The 20,255-nt window shown below is 46.4% G+C and carries 19 protein-coding genes and 2 tRNA genes; 9 read left to right on the top strand and 12 right to left on the bottom strand.

Translation table 11 applies throughout. The features are described from left to right. Positions 1-4: 4 nt before the first annotated feature. The gene (locus H0Z19_RS06175) at positions 5-904 is read right to left on the bottom strand and encodes a biotin--[acetyl-CoA-carboxylase] ligase (protein ID WP_290724879.1); all 900 of its coding nucleotides are present in this window, start codon (positions 902-904) and stop codon (positions 5-7) included. Positions 905-956: 52 nt separating this feature from the next. On the opposite strand from H0Z19_RS06175, the gene H0Z19_RS06170 reads away from it, so the two are divergent. Continuing rightward, positions 957-1,031 (top strand) — tRNA-Ile (locus H0Z19_RS06170). Positions 1,032-1,365: 334 nt separating this feature from the next. Here the strand turns inward: H0Z19_RS06170 and H0Z19_RS06165 are convergent. The 3 genes from H0Z19_RS06165 to H0Z19_RS06155 form a co-directional block, all read right to left on the bottom strand. Continuing rightward, positions 1,366-1,438, bottom strand: a tRNA-Val gene (locus H0Z19_RS06165). A 369-nt stretch (positions 1,439-1,807) separates the two neighbouring features. Then, the gene (locus H0Z19_RS06160; protein WP_290724878.1) at positions 1,808-3,484 is read right to left on the bottom strand and encodes an AMP-binding protein; all 1,677 of its coding nucleotides are present in this window, start codon (positions 3,482-3,484) and stop codon (positions 1,808-1,810) included. Next, the gene (locus H0Z19_RS06155) at positions 3,468-3,602 is read right to left on the bottom strand and encodes a hypothetical protein (RefSeq protein ID WP_290724875.1); all 135 of its coding nucleotides are present in this window, start codon (positions 3,600-3,602) and stop codon (positions 3,468-3,470) included. Before H0Z19_RS06155 ends, H0Z19_RS06160 begins: the two co-directional genes overlap by 17 nt. Before the next feature lie 209 nt (positions 3,603-3,811). On the opposite strand from H0Z19_RS06155, the gene H0Z19_RS06150 reads away from it, so the two are divergent. From H0Z19_RS06150 to H0Z19_RS06135, 4 genes are read left to right on the top strand one after another with little or no spacing between them, the layout of a single operon-like run. Then, on the top strand, positions 3,812-4,501 hold the full coding sequence (locus H0Z19_RS06150) for a helix-turn-helix domain-containing protein (RefSeq protein ID WP_290724873.1): 690 nt from the start codon (positions 3,812-3,814) through the stop codon (positions 4,499-4,501). After that, on the top strand, positions 4,498-5,529 hold the full coding sequence (locus H0Z19_RS06145; protein WP_290724872.1) for a hydroxymethylglutaryl-CoA synthase: 1,032 nt from the start codon (positions 4,498-4,500) through the stop codon (positions 5,527-5,529). Before H0Z19_RS06150 ends, H0Z19_RS06145 begins: the two co-directional genes overlap by 4 nt. Beyond that, positions 5,526-6,680 carry a thiolase domain-containing protein gene (locus H0Z19_RS06140; RefSeq protein ID WP_290724871.1) on the top strand — a complete coding sequence of 385 codons (1,155 nt, stop codon included), beginning with the start codon at positions 5,526-5,528 and terminating at the stop codon, positions 6,678-6,680. Before H0Z19_RS06145 ends, H0Z19_RS06140 begins: the two co-directional genes overlap by 4 nt. 4 nt (positions 6,681-6,684) lie before the next feature. After that, positions 6,685-7,053, top strand: coding sequence for a Zn-ribbon domain-containing OB-fold protein (locus tag H0Z19_RS06135; RefSeq protein ID WP_290724870.1), 369 nt, complete (start codon positions 6,685-6,687; stop codon positions 7,051-7,053). Here H0Z19_RS06135 and H0Z19_RS06130 read toward each other — a convergent pair. The 8 genes from H0Z19_RS06130 to H0Z19_RS06095 all read right to left on the bottom strand — a co-directional run bounded on the left by H0Z19_RS06130 (position 7,050) and on the right by H0Z19_RS06095 (position 15,824). Beyond that, complete coding sequence (locus tag H0Z19_RS06130) at positions 7,050-7,676, bottom strand: ERCC4 domain-containing protein (protein WP_290724868.1); 627 nt, start codon at positions 7,674-7,676, stop codon at positions 7,050-7,052. The genes H0Z19_RS06135 and H0Z19_RS06130 overlap by 4 nt on opposite strands. After that, positions 7,673-8,017, bottom strand: coding sequence for a response regulator (locus H0Z19_RS06125; RefSeq protein WP_290724867.1), 345 nt, complete (start codon positions 8,015-8,017; stop codon positions 7,673-7,675). The genes H0Z19_RS06130 and H0Z19_RS06125 overlap by 4 nt, the downstream gene beginning before the upstream one ends. After that, positions 7,989-9,641 carry a PAS domain S-box protein gene (locus H0Z19_RS06120; RefSeq protein WP_290724865.1) on the bottom strand — a complete coding sequence of 551 codons (1,653 nt, stop codon included), beginning with the start codon at positions 9,639-9,641 and terminating at the stop codon, positions 7,989-7,991. The genes H0Z19_RS06125 and H0Z19_RS06120 overlap by 29 nt, the downstream gene beginning before the upstream one ends. A gap of 39 nt (positions 9,642-9,680) precedes the next feature. Next, entirely contained in the window at positions 9,681-12,479 is a 2,799-nt protein-coding gene (gene leuS / locus H0Z19_RS06115; protein ID WP_290724863.1) for a leucine--tRNA ligase, read from the bottom strand. Between the two features lie 64 nt (positions 12,480-12,543). After that, on the bottom strand, positions 12,544-13,035 hold the full coding sequence (locus tag H0Z19_RS06110) for an adenosine-specific kinase (protein ID WP_365892468.1): 492 nt from the start codon (positions 13,033-13,035) through the stop codon (positions 12,544-12,546). A gap of 5 nt (positions 13,036-13,040) precedes the next feature. Continuing rightward, the gene (locus H0Z19_RS06105; protein ID WP_290724859.1) at positions 13,041-13,670 is read right to left on the bottom strand and encodes a hypothetical protein; all 630 of its coding nucleotides are present in this window, start codon (positions 13,668-13,670) and stop codon (positions 13,041-13,043) included. Then, positions 13,667-14,884, bottom strand: coding sequence for a DUF58 domain-containing protein (locus tag H0Z19_RS06100; protein WP_290724857.1), 1,218 nt, complete (start codon positions 14,882-14,884; stop codon positions 13,667-13,669). Before H0Z19_RS06100 ends, H0Z19_RS06105 begins: the two co-directional genes overlap by 4 nt. Next, positions 14,865-15,824 (bottom strand): MoxR family ATPase, encoded by a 960-nt coding sequence (locus H0Z19_RS06095; protein WP_290724855.1) that lies wholly within the window; start codon positions 15,822-15,824, stop codon positions 14,865-14,867. The genes H0Z19_RS06100 and H0Z19_RS06095 overlap by 20 nt, the downstream gene beginning before the upstream one ends. Before the next feature lie 78 nt (positions 15,825-15,902). Here H0Z19_RS06095 and H0Z19_RS06090 point away from each other — a divergent pair, with 78 nt between their 5' ends. Genes H0Z19_RS06090 through H0Z19_RS06075 form a run of 4 tightly spaced genes read left to right on the top strand, consistent with a single transcriptional unit; the run spans position 15,903 to position 20,178 of the window. Next, positions 15,903-16,751 (top strand): serine/threonine-protein kinase RIO2, encoded by an 849-nt coding sequence (locus tag H0Z19_RS06090; protein WP_290724853.1) that lies wholly within the window; start codon positions 15,903-15,905, stop codon positions 16,749-16,751. Then, positions 16,748-18,631 (top strand): DUF460 domain-containing protein, encoded by a 1,884-nt coding sequence (locus tag H0Z19_RS06085; RefSeq protein WP_290724851.1) that lies wholly within the window; start codon positions 16,748-16,750, stop codon positions 18,629-18,631. The genes H0Z19_RS06090 and H0Z19_RS06085 overlap by 4 nt, the downstream gene beginning before the upstream one ends. Further along, positions 18,631-19,419: a sugar phosphate isomerase/epimerase gene (locus tag H0Z19_RS06080; protein ID WP_290724849.1), complete on the top strand. Its 789-nt coding sequence runs from the start codon at positions 18,631-18,633 to the stop codon at positions 19,417-19,419. Before H0Z19_RS06085 ends, H0Z19_RS06080 begins: the two co-directional genes overlap by 1 nt. Positions 19,420-19,449: 30 nt before the next feature. Then, positions 19,450-20,178, top strand: coding sequence for an enoyl-CoA hydratase/isomerase family protein (locus H0Z19_RS06075; protein WP_290724847.1), 729 nt, complete (start codon positions 19,450-19,452; stop codon positions 20,176-20,178). Positions 20,179-20,255: the final 77 nt, after the last annotated feature.

Below are 20,255 nucleotides of genomic sequence, written 5' to 3'. Positions count from 1 at the left end.
TTTTTCATCTGAGATGGATGCAGTCTCCCGCGTAGATTTTTCTACCATTGACTACAAGAGAACCATCTTCAGATAATGATTCTGCAACACCTTCAACCACTCCTGAAGAGGTGACTACCCTCACTTTTTTCCCGATGGTTGAACACATCTGTTCAATCCCAGTCCTGAGTTCATCCCACGAACCGCTCAGAAGCATTCGATAGTTCTTCGAGAAATTTTTAAGGACCAGCTCAAAAACCTCTTTTCGGGACATATCGAACAGCTCAGAAACGGAAATCCCGTTTTCAGGAGCGGAATTTTCCACATTGATTCCGATACCTATTATGACAAGAGGTCTTTCAACTTCACCGTGCAGCTCGGAAAGAATTCCGCACACCTTTCTGCCATGAATCAAAACGTCATTCGGCCACTTTACCTCTGCATCGGGAATTGATTCCGCAACGCTCAATCCTGCGATGAGTGTAAGCTTGGGCAAATCGGAGTAATCGAGAGGTGGTGAGAGTGTCATTGAGAAATAAAGCCCACCTTCCTCGCTTAACCACCTTCTCCCGTACCTCCCCCTGCCCGCTGTTTGCTTGTTTGCGAAGAAGAGAACGTTCGGTTTTCCATACTCCCTTGCCCTCGTGTTCGTGGAGTCTGTCTCGTTATAGAAGTGAACTTCTTTGAAGCCATTTTCAAAAGCTATCCTTGCAATCTTGTATGGGTTAAGCTCTATTTCCCCGATTATTCTGTAGCCGCTTGCTCCGGATTCAAGATGGACACCGCTCTCCTTTAACTTCTGTACAGCCTTCCAAACAGCAGTCCTTGTAATCCCTAGCTCATTCGCAAGCTTTTCTCCAGAGACTGGCTTGTCAGATAAAATTCTGTAAATTCTGTAATCTGTTGATTCACTTGAAATTCGCATGTAATGACGACACCATAATCTTAATAAACCCTTTTCTCCCTTAGCTCACTGGGGGCCCGTGGCTCAGCCTGGTTAGAGCGCTCGCCTGATAAGCGAGAGGTCCGGGGTTCGAACCCCCGCGGGCCCATTCTTGTGAGGGGCTATACTTTGGAACAAAGTAATAGGAGTTGCTTTTGTTGAAGAACCGAAGAATGATGACTAAACTCGTGGTTATTCCTATGGTTATACATACCTCTATGTTCCATGTGGAACAATCTGGAACATATTTTGAATCAACCTTAAAAGAACGCCAAATGCCAAAAAACAGCCAGGAAAGGGTTGATTTGCACATCAGAATTTCAAAAGAGAACTATATATCTCTCATAGAAAACTTCAGAAATCGTTTTTCAGAGACCATAAACAAACTATTAGACTTTCTGAGGACTGAACAACCCTTTGAAATCTTAGTTTTTGGAAAAAAGTGGGCTCGGGGGGAGTCGAACCCCCGACCTCCTGCGTGTGAGGCAGGCGTCATAACCACTAGACCACGAGCCCTTGTAAGCTTAGAGTGAAGAATGTTTATAATATTTATCGTGTTTCCCCGACGGCCTATCATTGCGTGCAACTGCACCCTCCGGCCGCAACGGCGGGTGTATAAATATTGGTTTTTGTGGATTTAAAACTACCGGTTTCATCCATTAATGGGAGAAGGACTCAGAAGGAAAGATTCAAACCAAATAATTGAAAATGAAAAAATTTGAATACGTTAACAACAACTGGCTACTCTCACTTTCCCTCCAGCCCATCCCTTTTCCTGCAAAACTCTCCACAGAATCTTACCCGCCCCACTTTTTGGCATCTCATCCACAAATTCGACTTTTCTCGGCTATTTGTATTTTTTAGGAGGATGTGTTGACTTAGGGCTCAACTTGTGCTCATGCGTTCGTATTCTTTAATTAGCTCTTCTCGTATAACCTTGCCTGTAGCCGTGAGTGGAAGCTCCTTTTTGATTATTATCCTCTTAGGAACGTTGTAAGGCGCCATGTTTTTCCTGCACCACTCAAGGAGATCATCCTCTGTTACTTCCCCCTCATACTCATCTTTTAATTTAACGAAAGCTATCGGTACCTGCCCTTTTTCCGGATCGCTAGCGCCAATTACGCCAACCATCTCTATTGCGGGATGCCTAAGCATGAAGAACTCTATCTGGGTTGGATAGACGCTAACTCCTGAGACCTTCAGCATGTACTTCTTCCGGGATATGTAGTAGAAGAATCCATCTTCATCGTACATTCCAATGTCTCCCGTAAGCAGCCAATCATCCTTGAACGCTTTTGCTGTTTCTTCGGGTCTACCCACATATCCACTAACCACAGAGGGAGATTTTATAGCAGCCTCTCCATGCTCACCCAGCGGGGCTAAGTTGCCATTTTCGTCGATGATCTTTATTAAAGTGCCCGGACACGGAATGCCGCAAAATGTTCCGCCATACTTCTCTGCTCTCTCTATATCCATATCATTCCTATGAAAACCAGCTGTGAATGTGTCGAAAGTATGAGTCTCCGTTAGTCCGTATGCAGCTTCTCTAAGGATTGTTCCGGTAAGCTCTCTCCACTTCTTCCTGAGCTCCTTCGTTAGGCCTTTGATGAAGCTAGAGCCCGTACAAGTCCTTAAAGAGGTTAAATCATAGTTCCCAACTTCAGGATGAATTAAAATTTCCCAGTAAAGGTCAAACGGAGCATACGTCGTTGTCACTTTGTACTTGTGAATCGCTTCCATTGCTGCTTTAGCATCCCATCTGGTGAATAACACTACAGTATAGCCAGAGACGGTTGGGCCTACAACACCCATGTCGTTGCCTGCAACCCAGAATATCGGCATAGCTGCCAGCCCAACTTCAGTCTGTGCAAGCTCTGCCGCAAATTTTTCGAAGTCAACTTCCTGCTCCGGATACCTTTCCACTAAAAGATGTGCGTTATTATAGGTGTACGTGCAAGCACCGGTATACACGATGTTCTGATGCCTGTGGTACACCCCTTTCGGCAAACCGGTGGTGCCACCGGTAAAGTTCATTGTCGCGTTATCGTCAATTGCGGCTCTCATATTAGGTTTCTTTGAAGAAGCGTTTTCTAATATGTCAGTGAGATACAGATTTTCTTCCATTTTCTGAGTAAACGCATTCATCGAGGGGTGGATTGGAATTTCAGGACTTTCTGGCAGAAAATCTTTGAAAGACGTTGCTATAATGTTGATACCATCTGAAACTTTTTTAGCTGCTTTTTCGACCGCGGGATAAATTAGGTCCAAGGTCAGTACAAATTTTGGCTTGGATTCCTGGAAGAAGTATTCCAACTCCATCTCCCTGAGCATTGGATTTAGCAAAACACAAATCCCACCAGCCTTTAAAGTGCCAAAGTATCCAATGTAGAACTCCGGAACATTGGGAAGAACCAGTGCCAGTCGATCGTCTTTTTCAAAACCGTTTTCGATGAGGTAATTCGCAAATTTGGTGCTCAATTCATCCATTTCTTTGTATGATATTCTTTTTCCGTAGTAAATTATGTAATCCTTTGACGGCTGCTTTTCAGCATACCTCTCCAAGTATTCCTGTATCGGGAATCTTTCCGAGCGGATATACAGGCTCTTTTGGCAGTGACGGATGTGGCCAGATATTAGACCACCTGTTTTCTAACATCTTGAAGTACTTTTCTTCCCTCATAAGTTACACCTTTCAAAGCGAATATGAATTTTTTACACAATAATCCATTTAAAAATTTTTTGATTATGGATGTGGCATAATACAAGCGTTCAAACAATGTACGGGGCTTGTTTGCTAGCATTTTTACACCATTCAATCTAATTAAACAAATGTCGAATGAACTTTCGACTATCCGTTAACTTTATAAATGATAGGCTAACTTATTATTTGTGGAGTTTCGAAGCGTTGCGGAGAGGATATGTGGAGATATAGTTCTTTCGGAAGATACGGGTGAAGCTCTGAGAAAGTGGAGGGGCATATTCAACGCAACACAGAGTGAACTGGCAAAAAAGATCGGGATATCACCTTCCGTGATAAGCGACTACGAGTCGGGTAGAAGGAGGCCAGGCACAGTGTTTCTGAAAAAATTCATAACTGCCTTAATTGAGCTTGATGGTGAGAGGGGGTATCAGGTTCTTTCGAAGTATCGCTACTTCATTGAGAGCGACCAGAGCGCAATCCTTGACATTGCAGAATATCAGAAAAGTGCCGAAGTACGGGAGTTCTGCGAAGTTGTAGAAGGAAAAATGCTTACAGATTTCGAAAGAGTCATACATGGTCATACGGCGATAGACAGCATAAACGCAATCCTGTCTTTAAATGCCTTCGACTTTTACCGGCTTTACGGACTCACGAGCGAGAGGGCTCTGATATTCACAAGAGTCTCAACCGGCAGATCACCCATGGTTGCTGTGAGAGTTTCAAATCTCAAGCCTTCTGCAATAGTGCTTCACGGTCTGGATGCGAATGATGTTGACGGGATGGCCGTTAAAATTGCTGAGATTGAGAGAATTCCTCTCATCGTTACTGGAATGGAGGTTAAGGAGATGATAAAAAGGTTGAGGAGGAAGTTTGCATGATAGGTATCGTATCGTACGGCAGTTACATTCCCAAGTTCAGGATAAAGGTTGAGGAGATCGCAAGAGTCTGGGGGGAGGATGCCAAGAAGATAAAAGGTGGACTCGGAGTTCACGAAAAGTCCGTTCCTGATGTGGATGAAGACACGGCAACCATTGGTGTTGAAGCTGCTAGGGAAGCCGTCAAGAGAGCAGGGATAGATCCTGAAGAAATAGGCGCAGTTTTTGTTGGGTCTGAAAGCCATCCATACGCGGTAAAGCCCACGGCAACGATAGTTGGAGAGGCTCTGGGTGTTGGCAACGACTACTACGCCGCAGACCTTGAATTTGCATGCAAGGCCGGCACTGCAGGAATGCAAATCTGCTTTTCAATGGTCAAAGCGGGAATGATAAAGTACGGTCTGGCCATAGGTGCAGACACAAGTCAGGCAAGACCGGGAGATGCACTTGAGTATGCTGCAGCAGCCGGAGGCGCGGCGTTCATCATCGGAAAAGACCCAATTGCTGAAATTGAGGCCACATACTCGTTCACCTCCGACACTCCAGATTTCTGGAGGAGAGATCTGCAGCCCTATCCCAGTCACGGTGGGAGGTTTACCGGACAGCCTGCATATTTCAGGCACGTCATTTCGGCAGCGAGAGGCCTGATGGAGAGGTACAGCTACAAAACCGAAGACTTCGACTATGCGGTTTTCCACATGCCCAACGCTAAGTTCCCTGTCAGAGCTGCAAGAATGCTTGGTTTTAGTGATGAGCACATAGGTCAGGGGCTGGTTGTGAGGGCTATAGGTAATGCCTACTCAGGTTCATCCCTGCTGGGCCTAGCAGCAACCCTCGACGTAGCGGAGCCGGATGAGAGGGTTCTTCTGGTTTCCTTCGGTTCAGGTGCTGGAAGCGATGCCTTTGCCTTGAGAGTCACAGATAAGATAAAAGAGTTTGAGAGAGAGCCAAAGGTCTGGGATAAGATTGAGAGGAAAGTGTATGTGGATTATGCGATTTATCTGAAACACAGGAGGAAGATAAAGGCATGAGGAGAGTTGCGGTTGTTGGTGTGGGGCAGAGCAAATTCGGCGAACTCTGGGATAAGGGGTTCAGGGATATTGTACTTGAGGCAGGAAGGGAGGCTTTGGAGGACGCTGACCTTGAGGGCAAGGAGATAGAGGCTATCTTCGTCGGAAACATGAGTGGTGGGAGATATTTGGGGCAAGAACACATCGCTGCACTTATCGCTGACTACGCAGGGCTTGCTGAGTTTGGAATTCCAGCAACGAGGGTTGAGGCTGCAGATGCGAGTGGTGGACTGGCAGTGAGGCAGGCTTACATGGCCGTAGCTTCTGGCATGCACGATATCGTAATTGCAGCGGGGGCGGAGAAGGTTACTGACGTCGGAGATCCAATGGAGATACTTTCTGCCTCTGTCGACATTGAGTGGGAGAGGTTCGTTGGCGGGAATTTACCAGCTCTTTACGCGATCATTGCCAGACTGCACATGGAAACCTTTGGAACCACAGAGGAAGACCTAGCCCTCGTTAGCGTTAAGAACCACAGAAATGGAGCTTTAAATCCCAAAGCTCAGTTCCGGAGGGAGATAAGAGTGGAAGACATCCTCAACTCCCCGTACGTTGCTGAGCCTCTAAAGCTTCTCGACTGTGCCTCTGTCAGTGATGGTGCCGCTGCCGTGATTCTTGCCAGCGAGGATGTTGCGAAGAAAATCACCGACACCCCTGTTTTCATTGAAGCCTGCACGCAGTCAAGTGATTATTTGGCTTTACAGAGCAGAAAAGATATTCTATCAATGAAGTCGGTTGTTAAGGCTGCGAGAGATGCATACAGGCTTGCAGATGTTGGGCCAGAGGATATCCAGGTTGCAGAGGTTCACGACTCCTTCACCATAGCAGAAATCCTCGCATACGAGGATCTGGGATTTGCTGAGAAGGGAAAGGGTGTGGAGTTGATAAGAGAAGGAGTGACGGAAATTGGTGGCAAAATTCCGGTGAATCCCTCTGGAGGGCTTAAAGCTTGCGGTCATGCAGTTGGAGCAACGGGTGTGAGGCAGATAGTTGAGCTAACACTTCAGCTCCGCGGCGAAGCAGGGAATAGGCAGGTGGATGCTGAAAAAGGACTTGCCTTGAACATTGGAGGGACGGGAGCTACAGCGGTTGTATCAGTTCTGGGGAGGTGATAAAATGGTTCCGAGGTCCTGGAGGAAGATTAGATATAGATACGACGTCAGGGGAAGCTACTGCGAGAACTGCGGGAATTATCACTACCCGCCAAGAAACTTCTGCCCGACATGCAGAAGGAAGGGAAAGCTTGTTGAAACTCTTTTCCCGGAAGAGGGTAGGGTTGTTAGCTACACGGTGGTGAGGGAAAAGGAACCGTACATCATTGCACTGATTGAACTCGATAACGGTGCAAGAGTCCTTTCTCAGCTTTCCTGTGAGCCTGGCGAGGTGAAAATCGGAATGAGAGTGAAAAAGGCCTTCAGAAGATACGGAGAGGATGGAGAGGACGGGATAATCCACTATGGAACGAAGTTTGTTCCGGTGGATTAGCGAAAGAACCTGTATATTTCCCTTGCTTTTTTCTCACCAATCCCCTCAACCCTCTTCAGCTCGCTAATGCTGGCGTTTGCTATTCTCTGAATGCTTCCAAAGTGTTCGAGGAGCTTTTCGGCCTTTTTCTCCCCAATTCCCGGAATAGCTGTCAGCATGGCAACTTTTGGATTCTCATGGCTTTTCAGCCTCGGAAGAATTTTCAGGTCGCCCTCAGAAACTCTCGCGTCGATGGACTTTAAAGCCAGGCAAAAGTCCTCCTCATTTTTGAATATGAGCGGCACAACCTGACCCTGTACGTTTTTAATCGCTATGCTCACCATTGCCCCTATAACGGCACTTCTGCTGATATCTCTGTTTTCGAGAGCTTCGTCAAGGTCACCGACAACAGCCAGAATCGATAGAGGATATCTGGCTGAGAGGAAGTGACACTGACGAAAAAGCCTCCCGTCAACTATCGAGCTAATGAAGTCGTTGGCGTCTTTCCTCTCAACAAGAACTTCATAAAGCGAATGTTTTACCAGATAATCTCCCAATTCCAGATGCTTAACGTAAACGTCAAGGCCAAAAGACTTTAGCTTTTGTACAATTCTTTCCGGCTCTCTGAAGTCGACAAAAATCATAAATACTTCTTGATTGTTTCGAGTAGTTTCTGCATTCTGAAGGGCTTTTTCAGCACCTCCACCGCTCCAGCCTCGAGCATCTCCTTCCCTCTCCTGCTGGCGAAGGCTGTGATGGCAATTACTTTTGTGTCGGGCTTGTACTCAAGAATTCTTCTCGTCGCCTCCACACCGTCAATGCCAGGAAGCTCAACATCCATTAACACTATATCTGGCATGTGCTCTTTGAAAAGCTCAATAGCGTCTTTCCCGTCGCTGGCCTTAATTACCTCATAATCTGAAAGCATATATCCAAAAATTTCAAGCAAGTCCGGCTCATCTTCCACTAACAATATCTTCTTCATAATCTCTAAACCCCCTCAAAAGCCTTCTAACATCCTCAGACTCGAGCCAACCAACCTCAAGCTGCTCTATTATTTCTTCAATTTTTCTAACCTGTTCAAGGATTTTATCCTTTTCCCTGCTTGCGAAAAGGTCAGCGTAGCCAGTTATAACGGCAAGAGGATTCCTTATTTTGTCAATAAGTATGGCAAACTGCTCTATGTTCTTTTCAATTTGCCTTAGAGATTCTTCTCTTGCCCTCTCAAGCCTTATGGCATCAATAGCAAAGGCGACATCATCTGCGAGCATCTGCAGAAGTCTAACCTCCTCCTCAGAAATTTTGAAATCCGAATATATCACGAGAACCCCGAGAACTCTGTTTAAGTGTGTTAATGGAAAAACGTAGGCGTTCAGATTTTTGTGCCCAGAAAAGTTGACACAGCCTTCTGGATGCTCCCCGCTCAATTTTATGACCGTCCTCTTATCTCTAATCGCTTCAGCCACGCATAAACCTTCCAAAAGCTTCTCGTCAAAGCTTTCCATCCCGTAGCTCTTCACTATTCTCCCCTTTTCCTCGTCAATAAGTGCAATCCACGCAAACTTGCAGTAGGATGAAACCTCCTTGATTACAGTTGTCAGCAGCTCATCCATGCTTTTCTCTCTTACTATAACTTCATTAATCGTGTTAATGGTTTTCAGGAGCCTGTTTGTTCGCAGCAACTCATCCTCAAGTCTTTTTCTCTCAGTAACATCTTTGAAGTTGGCGATAAATCCTGTTACTTTTCCATCTTCAATCAACGGCCTGACATTACCTTCAACCAGCTTTTCAACACCATACTTGGTTTTAAACCTGAACTCAAGCCCGTATAGGGGTCTTCTTTCTCTGAAGGCTTTGTTATACATTCTGAATACATGTTCAGCTTCATCTTCAGAAAAGAACTCCCTGAAATTTCTTCCAATTACCTCCTCCTTTCTGTACCCACTGACCTTCTCAAACTCCCTGTTCACCTCAAAAAAGTTTCCTTCCAAGTCAGTTACGATTATTATGTCAAGTGTGTTTTCAAAGAACTCCTTGTATCTTTTTTCCATTTCTATTTTTTCCGTTACGTCTCTGATAATTAGAAGAATAGCCGGTTTGTTTTTGAAGACGATATGGCTTGCGCTTACCTCAACATAAATTTCTCTACCATCTAGCAAAACAAACTTCTCAAGAGCTGGAGGAACCGGCTTCTTTTCACGGAGCATTTTCTTCATTCTATCTATAACAAAATCCACGTATTCTGGATGAATGAAATCCAAAACTGGCATTCCTATGAGTTTTTCAAGCGGTATTCCCGTCACTTCTGCAGCCCTCCTGTTGGCAAATAGGATTTTTTGCCCGTCGTGAACGATAATTGAGTCCGGGAGCAGCTCGATTAATGTTCTGTAAAAATCACTCTCCTTCACGTTTATCAGCACTGCAATCTTCCCATCATTCAGCTCATTGAATCTAACACTGTAAACTTCTCCACAAATTACAATCTCGTTAGAAACTTCAAAATCCATTCCCAATTCAAAACCGAGTTCTCTTGCTTTGTTATTCATCCCAATAATTTTATTATCTTGATTTATTATTATAACGGGATCAGGTAGTTTGTTGATGTCCATTATAACTATAAGGAAATTCAAAAATAAAAAACTTTTTGATTAAGCAACATAAATTGCAGGCTTGCCCGGAATTGCCTGCTTTCTCTTGTCTTCAGGAACTTTCTGCGTGTCGAGAATAACTTTAAGGCCGGTCTCGTTCTCAATGAATTTCAGATTATCTCTGATTACATCCCACTCGTCGATTACTGCAAGCTTCTTTCTGTCTTTAAAGACCCTCTTCGCGAAATTGGACACCTCTTTACCCATCTTTCTAAGCTCCTCATCCTGCATCAGAATCTTCATCGCCTGACCTACATCTTTACTCTCCGCTATTACTTTCGCAGCCTTGACCTTCCACTCCTCTGCTGGAGCGATGTAAATCTCCTTTGCATCGCTCACGAACTTCTTGATTTCGTGAATGTCCTCCACAAGGTTTCTCAGGTATTCTTCAATCATCTCTGCCTCCTCGTCAACCTTGCTTTCGTCGTATTCGGGGTATCTCTCAAGGCTGACGTAGCTGTCGTGCTTGAGGTGCCACAACTCCTCGCAAATGTGCGGGGCGAAGGGTGCGAGAAGCTTAATCCAGTCGTCAAGGATAATAACGAGGTTCTCTCCACCCCTCCTCAGATACCACCTCACGTCGTTCATCAGCTCGAAGAAAGCTGCGTTGACAGCTCTTCTCGTCTGCAGGTTGTCCATAGCTTCTCTGACGTTCTTAATCGCCCTCTGCATCCTGCTGATGAGCCAGCGGTCGAGAGTTGTCAGCTCCTTCTCCTTTTTCAGGTAGCTCTCCCTAACAAGGTTGTAGAACCTTCTGAGGTGGCCGGCAAGCCCCTCAACCTCCCTGCTCTTCCAGTCCGCATCGCTGTCGTACTCTGCAGCATGCAGGATGTAGAGCCTTGTGACGTCAGCACCGTACTGCTTTACCGCCCTTTTCATTGTTAAAAGCGGCCCCTTGCTCTTGCTCATCTTTTTGCCCTCAAGACTTACGTATCCGTTTACGGCAATTGCTCTCGGCCATTTGTCGGGAGGGAAAATGGCAACGTGGTGGAAGAGGAAGAAGAGGAGGTGGTTTGCCACTAAGTCCTTGCCGCTGCTTCGCAGGTCAACGGGATACCAGTACTCGAACTCATACCTTATCTTTTCAATCAGCTCTGCCTCGAGCTTCGATGATTCAGCAATTTTCCCCAATTCTCCCTTTCCGAGAAGGACGTAATCGAGGAACTCCTGCGTCATGTTCTCGGCCTTCAGCAAACCGGCGTTGATGTATTTGGCGAGGATGTAGTACGCCATGTATATTGTCGAGTCTGAGAGGCTCTCAATGAGCCACTCCTTATCCCAGGGAATTCTTGTCCCCAGCCCCTTTCTTCTGGCGCATGCCTTGTCTTTCAACCACTCAATCTTGTTCCTGAACTCCTCTTTGTAGTAGTCCGGGATTATCCGCATGTTTTCAAGGTGTCTCAGCACCTTATCCTTCCACTCTCTGTTTGAGTAGTTCAAAAACCACTGATCCCTGACGACCTTAACGACGCATTTCGTCCCGCACCTGCAGATTACTGGCTTCTCGCTGAACTCGTAAAAAACATCCCCAAGCCCAAGTTTTATCAGATCCTCGTGAATCCTGTCCTTAGCCTCTGCGACCTTCATTCCTGCATAATCCATCGTGTTGTCCAGCATGACTCCCATGTGGTACTCTTTCTTGTAGAGTGTCTTGGTGGCCTTCTCCAGCAACTCCTCGTCCTTCTGGCTTGTCACTCCAAGCTCCTCTATCAGCTTCTCAGCCGGTACTCCATCGATGTCAGTTTTTATCAGTACGATTGGCTTTATGTTCTCGACAATGCTTTTATCGATTCCATACTTCGCTAAGGTTGCATCATCTTTCTTAAGGTCTTCAATTGCAGCAAGGTCGTAGGGAGCGTGGGCAGGAACGCTCATCACAACTCCCGTTGCGTTATCAGTATCGACAAACTCTGCCGGCAGAATCGGAACTTTTCTGTTGACGAGTGGAACAATGACGTATTTTCCAAAGTAATCAGATGCGTCAACCTCCTCAAGCAGTCTGACCTTTTTCTCGGTATAGGTTAGCTTCTCGTACGCTTCTCTGCTCACAAACCACTTCTCCCCATCAACCTCTGCGATGACGTAGGTTGTGGGCTTCAACCAGATGTTCGTAACTCCAAATACAGTTTCAGGTCTGAGAGTGGCACATGGGAAGATTATGTCTCCATCTTCAAGCTTGAATTTAATAACCGTGAATTCGACAATCGTCGCCTCCTCTCCAGCAAGAAGGTCGTGATCCTCAACGGGATTCTGGTCGTTGGGGCAGTACCTCACCGGATGCGTCCCCTTCACCACCAGTCCCATGTCCTTGAGCTTCCAGTACTGCCACTCGATGAACTTCTGGTATTCTTCGTCAGTGGTCGTGAAAACTCTTCTCCAGTCTATTGAATAGCCAATGCTCTTCAAAGCCTGCAGCGCCTCCTTTGAGAAGTATTCCACGATTTTTTCGGGAGTAGTTAGCTGAAGAAGGTCTTCGAGGGGCACATCGTGGTACTTCGTGTAAACTTCGATCGTTCTCTCGTCCCTCTTTGCTATAAGCTCCGCCAGCCCTATGATGGGTGTGCCTGTAACGTGAAAGCCAAGAGGGAAAAGCACGTTGTAGCCCTTCATTCGCATATATCTGGCGAACGCATCCCCAATTGTGAAGGTTCTCGTATGTCCGGCATGGAGATTTCCATTAAGGTAAGGATAGGGAATTGTGAGGAAAAACTTCTCCCTGCTGTCGGGGTCAGACTCAAATATTCTGTCCTTCTCCCAGGCCTTTTGCCACTTTTCCTCAATTTCCCTGAAATCGCTCATGGGAAGTAGCTAATAAATGGGATTAAAAATTTTGGTGTTCCGATAGGTTTTGAGAATCGAACAGTCAATCCAGTTTGTAACCAAGCTTCTCGCAGAGCTCCCTTCTCTGCTTTTTCTCCTCTTCGTTTTCAATTCTTGTGACCGCTGTTCCATCAACTGCTCCCAAAACTGCCCTTCCCAGATCCGTCTCAGCCACAATGATCTCTATGGGGTTTGCTGATGCAACAAAAACGTTGCATACTGCTGGATGCAGCTTGATAGTGTTTAGGATATTTATCGGGAAGGCGTTTGATGTTACAACGACAAAAACGTGGCTCGCAGCAATCCTCAGCGCATTCTCAGCGGCAATCTTTTTAAGTTCTTCATCGTTGCCGGTAACTCTCACGAGCTTCGGTGCTGCCTCGTTCATCGCCACCGCAACCTTTATTCCCGGCACCGCTGTAAGCAGAGCCCTGTAAAGGTCATCCACGGTAAAAACTGAAAAGTTCGCCTGGCCAACCACAACCTGATATTTCAGATCGGGATTCAGAATTTCGACCTTTTCCAGCTTCATGATTGAAGTTACTTTTCTGGATTTATATCTTCCTCCTCAACACCTTTTGAAAGCAAATATATGCCAGCAAAGAAGGCTGCAATGCCAAGAGTCGCTGCAACAACTCTGTCAAGTCCGAGCTCAAATCCGCTCACCACAAACGGGTAGATTAGATAGACAAGGAGAGCAAAGAATAATGCGGGAACGAGGACGAAGTAAGCTCCTTTAATCTTAACCCCCATATCCATTGCCCTTCTCATCGACTCCCAGTTTCCCTGAAAAATCTCTGCAACAACGTAGAGCCACGTGACAGCTAAAAGCCCGTCTATGCCGCCTGCTTGGCCAATAAAGGCGGCCTTCAGACTTTCCGCTATGACAGCAGTTCCAGTACCAAACTGAACGTCGAGTGCGTTGAGGGAGTCTATGATCCCCTCAAAGGTCTCGGAGTGAGAGAGGATGGGGGAGATGTTGAAGAAAATGAGAACTGCATAGTAGTAAAAGCTGAAAGGCCTTCTGACGACAAGTCCTACAACGGGTATGGCGAAGAGCAACAGCTCTGCTGGGTAGGGGATAAAGTAGCGAAGAGGTGAAGTTATGAAGTGCTGGTAGGTTATTATTCCGGCTATTTCGGCAAGTATTAGGTTTAGAATGTAGATCATTTCACAACACCTGCCAGCACTTCTACAGCTTTCCCCGCCTCAACTTCAGTAACAGCAACTCCAGCAGCCCTCAGCTTTCTGATCGTGTTCTCCCTCACCGCATCCTCCACACTGCCACCTATGCTGTCATCACCCTTGAATGCAATTGCGATAACCGATACCGGAAGGTTTTTCCTTCCCATGGCCTTCATCACGGCTTTCAGCGGGTTACTTAGCTCCACCCTCGTTACGAAAATCGATGCAGGCTTCACAGCTTCAATGTACTTTCTCGTCTTCTCCACTGATGACAGTAAGCTCTCTTCCTTGTCCGAAACGTCGAGCTTGACGAGGGTTGAGTAAATTTTGCTGAACTGCCTCCTGCCCGATTCTGGATAGATCAGCAGCTCATGACCTACTGTGTAAAAACCAACCTTGTGCCCCCTGACTGCAAAGTAGTAGGCGAGCGAAGCTGCAACCTCCACAGCAGTTTCGAAGCAGTTCTTCCTTAAATCACCGTGAAGCATATAGGGATTCGCATCAAGAAATATCCAGACCGTCTTTTTACCCTCTCTCTCGAACTCGTTGACCATCAGCTCTCCAATTTTTGCAGTAGCTTTCCAGTTTATGAACTTAACCGGGTCACCGTAGGAGTACTTTCTGATTTCCCTGAAGTCCGTTCCCGGAACTCCGACTTTTGACACATCAATCTCAGGCACAGGTTTTCTCGCTATCCCCCTTCTCTGCTCGACTCTCCTTACTCTGTAAACTCTGCTTTTGACCTCTTTTTCAGCCTCAAACTCGATTTTCGCCCTCACCCTTCTGGTTGCGAAAATGTTCTCAGCTTCAACAAACAAAATGCCCAGATTGTAAACGCCTCTTTTCAGGGGCACGCATTTGTAGCTGAGCCTTATGACTCCTCTACCTGCTATGAACCTCCCTCCCGCGTTGCTCCCCTCTACAAGCTCGAATGTGTCGGGCAGGAAATGCATGGCTTTAATCAGGCCAAATCCAGCAATCCTGAGTTCAATGTTAACCTCAAGAGTTTCACCTACTCTGTCTCCTCCCTCAAACCTAACCGCACCCAGCTCAGCCTTGAATGGAAGATTGGGGAACACCAGCAGGAGTAATGGTAAGACGGAGAGTTCCAGAAGCTCGACTGAGTTCAGAATTACTGCGAGTTCTACGAGGAAAATGGATGTGAAGAGTAAGGATTTGCTAACCCTCCTGAGTTTCATACTTTGGAACCCTCACGTTTCCGAGAATTTCCTCTACCACCTCTTCTGCTCTCAACCCCTCAACGGCATACTCAAACTTGAGGATTATTCTGTGTGCTAAAGCCTCTACAGCCACCCTTTTGACGTCATCCGGAATTACGAAGTCCCTTCCGTCCATAACCGCCAAAGCTCTTGAGAGCTTCAGCAAAGCAAGCCCACCTCTCGGACTTGACCCAAGCTCTACGAGTTCGTGCTCTCTCGTCGCCCTTACAAGCTCGGAGATGTACTTTAAAATAGACTTATCAACGTAAATGGTTTCCACAACCTCCTGAATCCTTCTGAAAGTATCGAGGTTCACAACAGGCTCGACATCCTCTGTCGGGTCATCTTTCTTCCACGATATCCTTCTTCTGAGTATCTCCATCTCCTCTTCAATACTTTCTGGATATCCAGGTCTCATCCTGAGCATGAACCTGTCCATCTGAGCTTCGGGGAGTGGATATGTACCTTCTTGCTCGATCGGATTCTGGGTTGCGAGGACGAAGAAGGGCAGGCTGAGCGGAAAAGTCTCACCCTCAACCGTAACCTGCCTCTCCTCCATGGCCTCAAGCAGTGCCGCCTGAGTTTTCGGTGGACTGCGGTTAATCTCATCCGCCAGCAGGACGTTGGTGAATATTGGCCCCTTGACAAACTCAAACCTGTCCCCACGCCAGATTTTAACCCCTATTATGTCAGAAGGGAGCAGATCAGGTGTGAACTGAACTCTTCTGTAATCCGCACCGATAACTTTCGCAAAAACCTTTGCAAGCAAGGTTTTCCCCAGACCGGGATAATCTTCAAAGAGGATGTTGCCGTTGGTCAGTGCTGCAGCGAGCATCTTCTCAACGAGGTCTTTATCGCCAACGTAAACATCGCAAACAGCATTTACGATGCTGGAGCAAATGCCTGAAATTTCTCTCATACACAATCTGACACACACCAATATATCTGCGTTTTGATTAATGAGAAACGTCAAATAGCAGATTGCCTAAATAATGCCGTGAACCTTGCTGAGCTTTACAAAGAAATGGGAAAGCACTCGTGGAGAATTCTTGATGCAATCTTCAGGAACCTGTGGGATTATGAGTACGTCCCAATTCAAATTATCTCCTCTCAGGCCCGAATTGGAGAGGAGAAGGCGAGAAACATTCTCAGATATTTATCCGATTTAAGGATAGTTCAGAACAGGCAGAAGGATTATGAGGGTTCAACTTTCACGTTTCTCGGGCTGAGCCTCTACTCGCTCCACCGTCTGGTTAGAAGTGGAAAGGTCAACGCGATTGGAAAGCTGATGGGGGAAGGAAAGGAGAGTGCGGTTTTCAACTGCTACTCAGAGAAGTACGGAGAGTGCGTGGTGAAATTCCACAAGGTGGGACACACGAGCTTCAAGAAGGTTAAGGAAAAGAGAGATTACGGGGACCTTCACTTCTCCGTTCTTGCGATCAGATCTGCGAGAAATGAGTTTAAGGCTTTGCAGAAGCTTCAGGGACTCGCCGTGCCTAAAGCTTACGCTTGGGAAGGAAATGCAGTTCTGATGGAGCTCATAGACGCAAAGGAGCTTTACAGAGTTAGGGTAGAGAACCCTGAAGACGTTCTTGAGATGATTCTTGAGGAGGTTGCCAAATTTTACCGCAGGGGAATTGTCCACGGTGACCTCAGCCAGTACAACGTTCTCGTCAGTGAAGAGGGAATCTGGATCATCGACTTTCCGCAAAGCGTGGAGGTTGGAGAGGAGGGGTGGAGGGAGATTCTTGAGAGGGATGTTAAGAACATAATTACATACTTCAACAGAGCCTACCGCATAGAAAAGGATATTAATTCTGCAATCGATAGAATTCTGCAAGAATGAGTGTGGTGTTTGGAGTCGATATAGTAGGTGGTTCCGTCCACGGGAAGATCAAGCCGAAATATGCGGTCGTTGTTCTTGAAAACGGCAACGAGTTTGAAAAGATTGTTTCGAGGAGCAAGCTCTTCAGAATGATTAAAAAGGAGAAGCCGGACATAATAGCGGTTGACAACATTTACGAGGTCTTTAAGGACAAGAAAGACCTGATATTCTTCCTCAAAAACGCCCCGTCCAAAACCAAGCTCGTGCAGGTGACGGACAGGGAAAACTCCCTCCCAAGCCTCTCAAAGAGGTTCGGACTGAAAATAAACATCAGAAATCCGGTGGATGAGGCTAAGGCTTGTGCATACCTTGCGAGCTTTGGGATGGGGAGCGAAATTTCGGTCTTTACAGACAAAACGAGGATAACGGTTTCCAGAAACAGAAGCCTCGGAAAGGGTGGCTGGAGGCAGAAGAAGTATGGGAGGAAGATACACAACGCCGTAAGGGAGGTTTACAGAGAAATCCGGGACAGGATTGCCGAAGCAGGATTTGAATTCGTGGAGGAGGTAAAAAAGGGGTACGGCGGGATTTCGAGAGGGGTTATGATCGTCAACGCCCGAAGAGATAAAGTGCCAATCAACTCATTCAAAACGAGGGATGTGCAGGTTGTTGTTGAAGCCATTGAGAAGGAAAAAATAGAGTTCATACCGCTCAGAAAGACTCTCAAATACCTCATAGTTGGGATTGACCCGGGCTCAACGACAGCGGTAGCGGCACTCGACTTGAGAGGAGAGGTTGTAGACATAAAGAGCAAGAAGGGCTGGAGTCCGGGGGAGGTTGTGGAGTTCATATCCTCACTCGGAAAGCCGGTTGTGATTTCCACAGATAAAAGCTCCCCACCTGAATTCGTTTCGAAGATAAGGGCCTCGTTCAACGCTGTTCTTTACACTCCAAGAGAGGACATGAGTGTGGAAAAGAAAAGAATCTTGACATCTAAGTACGCAACTTCCAACGACCACGAGAGGGATGCGTTGGCCGCTGCAATAGATGCATTCAACAGCTACAAGAACAAGCTGATAAACGTCGAGAAGCGCCTTCCTGCAGGACTGGATTCTGATAGAATAAAGGCAGAGGTCATCAAGGGAACACCTCTGAAAGAGATACTTTCTGTAACCAAGGAAGAAAGCAAGACCGAGAAGCTTCAGACGGACACGGTAAGCAGGGATGAAGTAATCAGGAGAGACAAAGTTATAGAGAGACTGAAGGAGGAGAACAGAATTCTTTCGAGGAAGATAAAGGAGCTTAAGGACGAAATAGAAAATCTGCGGGCGAGGATTGCCTCGATTTCGAGGGAGGAGCATGAGAAGATAAGAAAGGACACCTATGTGAAAAATCTTGAAAGGGAAATCCTTGACCTCAGGAAGAGGCTGAAGGAGAAGGATGAGGAGATTGAGCAGCTGAAGGAGAGAATTGCCGTGCTGAGAAAAATGAAAATGCTTGAGTTCCAGGGGTGGAAAGAGGCGAAGGTTCTCAGAAAGTTCACCAGGGAGGAGATTGAGAGGGCTGAGAGGGAAATGGGTATTTCAGAGGGTGATATTGTCATCATCATGGATTCGAGCGGTGGAAGCGCCTCTCTGGCTGAGATGCTCTGCAAAAAGGGAATCAAGGCAATAATATGCAGCAGTGAAATGTCTCATCTTGCTGCTGAGACCTTCGAGAAATACAACATTCCGAGAATTTCTTTCGATGAGGTTGAGTTTATGATGGGCGACGATGTTGCAGTTGTTAATGCCGAAAAGTTCGAGAAGGTTTATGGTGAGAGGCTTGAGGAAACAAAAAGGAGAAAAATCGACCAGCTTGAGAAGCTTGTTGAGGACTACAGAAAGAGAAGGGTGGTTTAATGAGACTTCTTTTTTCTTCAATGTTTCTCTACGAGTACTCGACAGATATCATTGCCAAAGCTGTTAGGCTTGCGGAGTATGACGGTGTGGAGTTCTGGCCGGAGACTCCTTACTTCTGGGTTGACAGGGCCATGGACAAGCTTGAATGCTTCAAGGACTTCGATAACGCCATCCATGCTCCGGTGCTGGATTTAAACCCAGTCTCCGTGAATCAAGATTTGTGCGACCTCACCCTGAAAGAGACTCTGTACTCCATTGCTCTCGCAGCGAAAATCGGTGCTCAGCCAGTGACGGTGCATGCAGGGAAGAGGAGCGCAGCAAGAGAACCTGTGTGGGCGGATTACCTCTCACTAAATCGCTATCTGAGGATTTCAAGCAGATTTGCGAAAATCAAGGGGGTTACGGTAGGTCTTGAGAACTCCGAAAACAGAATAAACAACCTCTGCAAGACTGCTGAGGAAATTAAGGAGTTTGTGGAGGCTCATGACATAATGTTCACCTTCGACATCAAGCACGCAATGCTTAACGGTGGAGTTGAGGAGTTTTTCGAGCTTTTTAGCAAGATATGCAACGTTCACGTGAGCTATTACGATGAGAAAGGGAGACACATTCAGCCGAGTAAAGGGAGGGAGGTTGAAAATGTGCTGAAAGAGCTTTCAGAACTTGAGTATGACGGTCCTATAACCGTTGAACTCGATGACCTCGGGATTGGCAACATGGATTTTGCCAAGAAGGTTGAAATTTTGAAAAAGGAAGGCAGGTTTGTGGAGAAATTCTTCAAGCGGTAAAAGTTTATATCCTTCTTGACTATTCTGTCCATGAGCAAGGTAAAGCTGGAAATTGGAGAGATAGCAAGAATCAGGCTCAACAGACCTGAAAAGAAGAACGCTCTTGACCTTGAGCTCCTGACGGAGTTGAGAGAGGCTGTAAAGGAAGTGGCAAATTCTGAGGCGAAGGTTACGGTTCTCAGTGGGGAAGGAGACACTTTTTGTGCCGGTCTCGATAGAAATCTGCTATTTGCTCTGACTCAGCAGGATACAGGAAATCTCCCTGAAGCAATTGACTTTGTTCAGGATTTGATTTATAGCATCAGAACGCTAAAAATGCCGGTTATTGCTGCGGTGCAGAGATATGCTATTGGAGGGGGTTTGCAGCTTGCTCTCGCTGCAGACATTCGCATAGCCACTCCGGGAACGGTTTTCAGTGTCAGAGAGCCGGATTACGCGATAATTCCGGACATGGGTGCTCTTTCACTCCTTCCGAGGCTTGTTGGAGATGGCGTGGCGAGAGAGATGGTTTTCATGAGGAAAGACATGACGGCTGAAGAGGGGAGGACTCTCGGTCTCGTGAATGAAATCTACGAAGACCTCGAAAAAGGTATTGAGGAGTACACGCAGAAGATTCTTTCAGTACCTCCGCACGTGTTTACACTTGCTAAGGAAGTTCTGGAGAGAAGCTGGACAGAAAGCTTCGCGGAAAATCTGAAATCGGCGAAAGAAGCTCAGATAAAGTGCGTTGAGCAGACGATAAAGCTTTTCCGGAAATAATTTTTTATTTTAGCTTCCACATTATCGTTTTTGGCAACTTTCCTAAGTGACAGCATCAACCTTAAATTTAAATCCAG

It is taken from the genome of Archaeoglobus sp. (assembly GCF_017656475.1).
Classification (GTDB): domain Archaea; phylum Halobacteriota; class Archaeoglobi; order Archaeoglobales; family Archaeoglobaceae; genus Archaeoglobus.
The sequence above is the reverse complement of the archived record's forward strand: the minus strand, read 5'-3'. Positions and strand labels throughout refer to the sequence as shown.

Bases quoted from the DNA above. Each gene is read 5' to 3' on its own strand.
- H0Z19_RS06075 (WP_290724847.1), top strand. From the start codon at position 19,450: ATGAGCAAGGTAAAGCTGGAAATTGGAGAGATAGCAAGAATCAGGCTC.
- H0Z19_RS06135 (WP_290724870.1), top strand. From the start codon at position 6,685: ATGGTTCCGAGGTCCTGGAGGAAGATTAGATATAGATACGACGTCAGG.
- H0Z19_RS06175 (WP_290724879.1), bottom strand. From the start codon at position 904: ATGCGAATTTCAAGTGAATCAACAGATTACAGAATTTACAGAATTTTA.
- H0Z19_RS06100 (WP_290724857.1), bottom strand. From the start codon at position 14,884: ATGAAACTCAGGAGGGTTAGCAAATCCTTACTCTTCACATCCATTTTC.
- H0Z19_RS06140 (WP_290724871.1), top strand. From the start codon at position 5,526: ATGAGGAGAGTTGCGGTTGTTGGTGTGGGGCAGAGCAAATTCGGCGAA.
- H0Z19_RS06080 (WP_290724849.1), top strand. From the start codon at position 18,631: ATGAGACTTCTTTTTTCTTCAATGTTTCTCTACGAGTACTCGACAGAT.
- H0Z19_RS06095 (WP_290724855.1), bottom strand. From the start codon at position 15,824: ATGAGAGAAATTTCAGGCATTTGCTCCAGCATCGTAAATGCTGTTTGC.
- H0Z19_RS06145 (WP_290724872.1), top strand. From the start codon at position 4,498: ATGATAGGTATCGTATCGTACGGCAGTTACATTCCCAAGTTCAGGATA.
- H0Z19_RS06105 (WP_290724859.1), bottom strand. From the start codon at position 13,670: ATGATCTACATTCTAAACCTAATACTTGCCGAAATAGCCGGAATAATA.
- H0Z19_RS06125 (WP_290724867.1), bottom strand. From the start codon at position 8,017: ATGAAGAAGATATTGTTAGTGGAAGATGAGCCGGACTTGCTTGAAATT.
- H0Z19_RS06155 (WP_290724875.1), bottom strand. From the start codon at position 3,602: ATGAGGGAAGAAAAGTACTTCAAGATGTTAGAAAACAGGTGGTCTAAT.
- H0Z19_RS06120 (WP_290724865.1), bottom strand. From the start codon at position 9,641: ATGGACATCAACAAACTACCTGATCCCGTTATAATAATAAATCAAGAT.
- H0Z19_RS06130 (WP_290724868.1), bottom strand. From the start codon at position 7,676: ATGATTTTTGTCGACTTCAGAGAGCCGGAAAGAATTGTACAAAAGCTA.
- leuS (WP_290724863.1), bottom strand. From the start codon at position 12,479: ATGAGCGATTTCAGGGAAATTGAGGAAAAGTGGCAAAAGGCCTGGGAG.
- H0Z19_RS06085 (WP_290724851.1), top strand. From the start codon at position 16,748: ATGAGTGTGGTGTTTGGAGTCGATATAGTAGGTGGTTCCGTCCACGGG.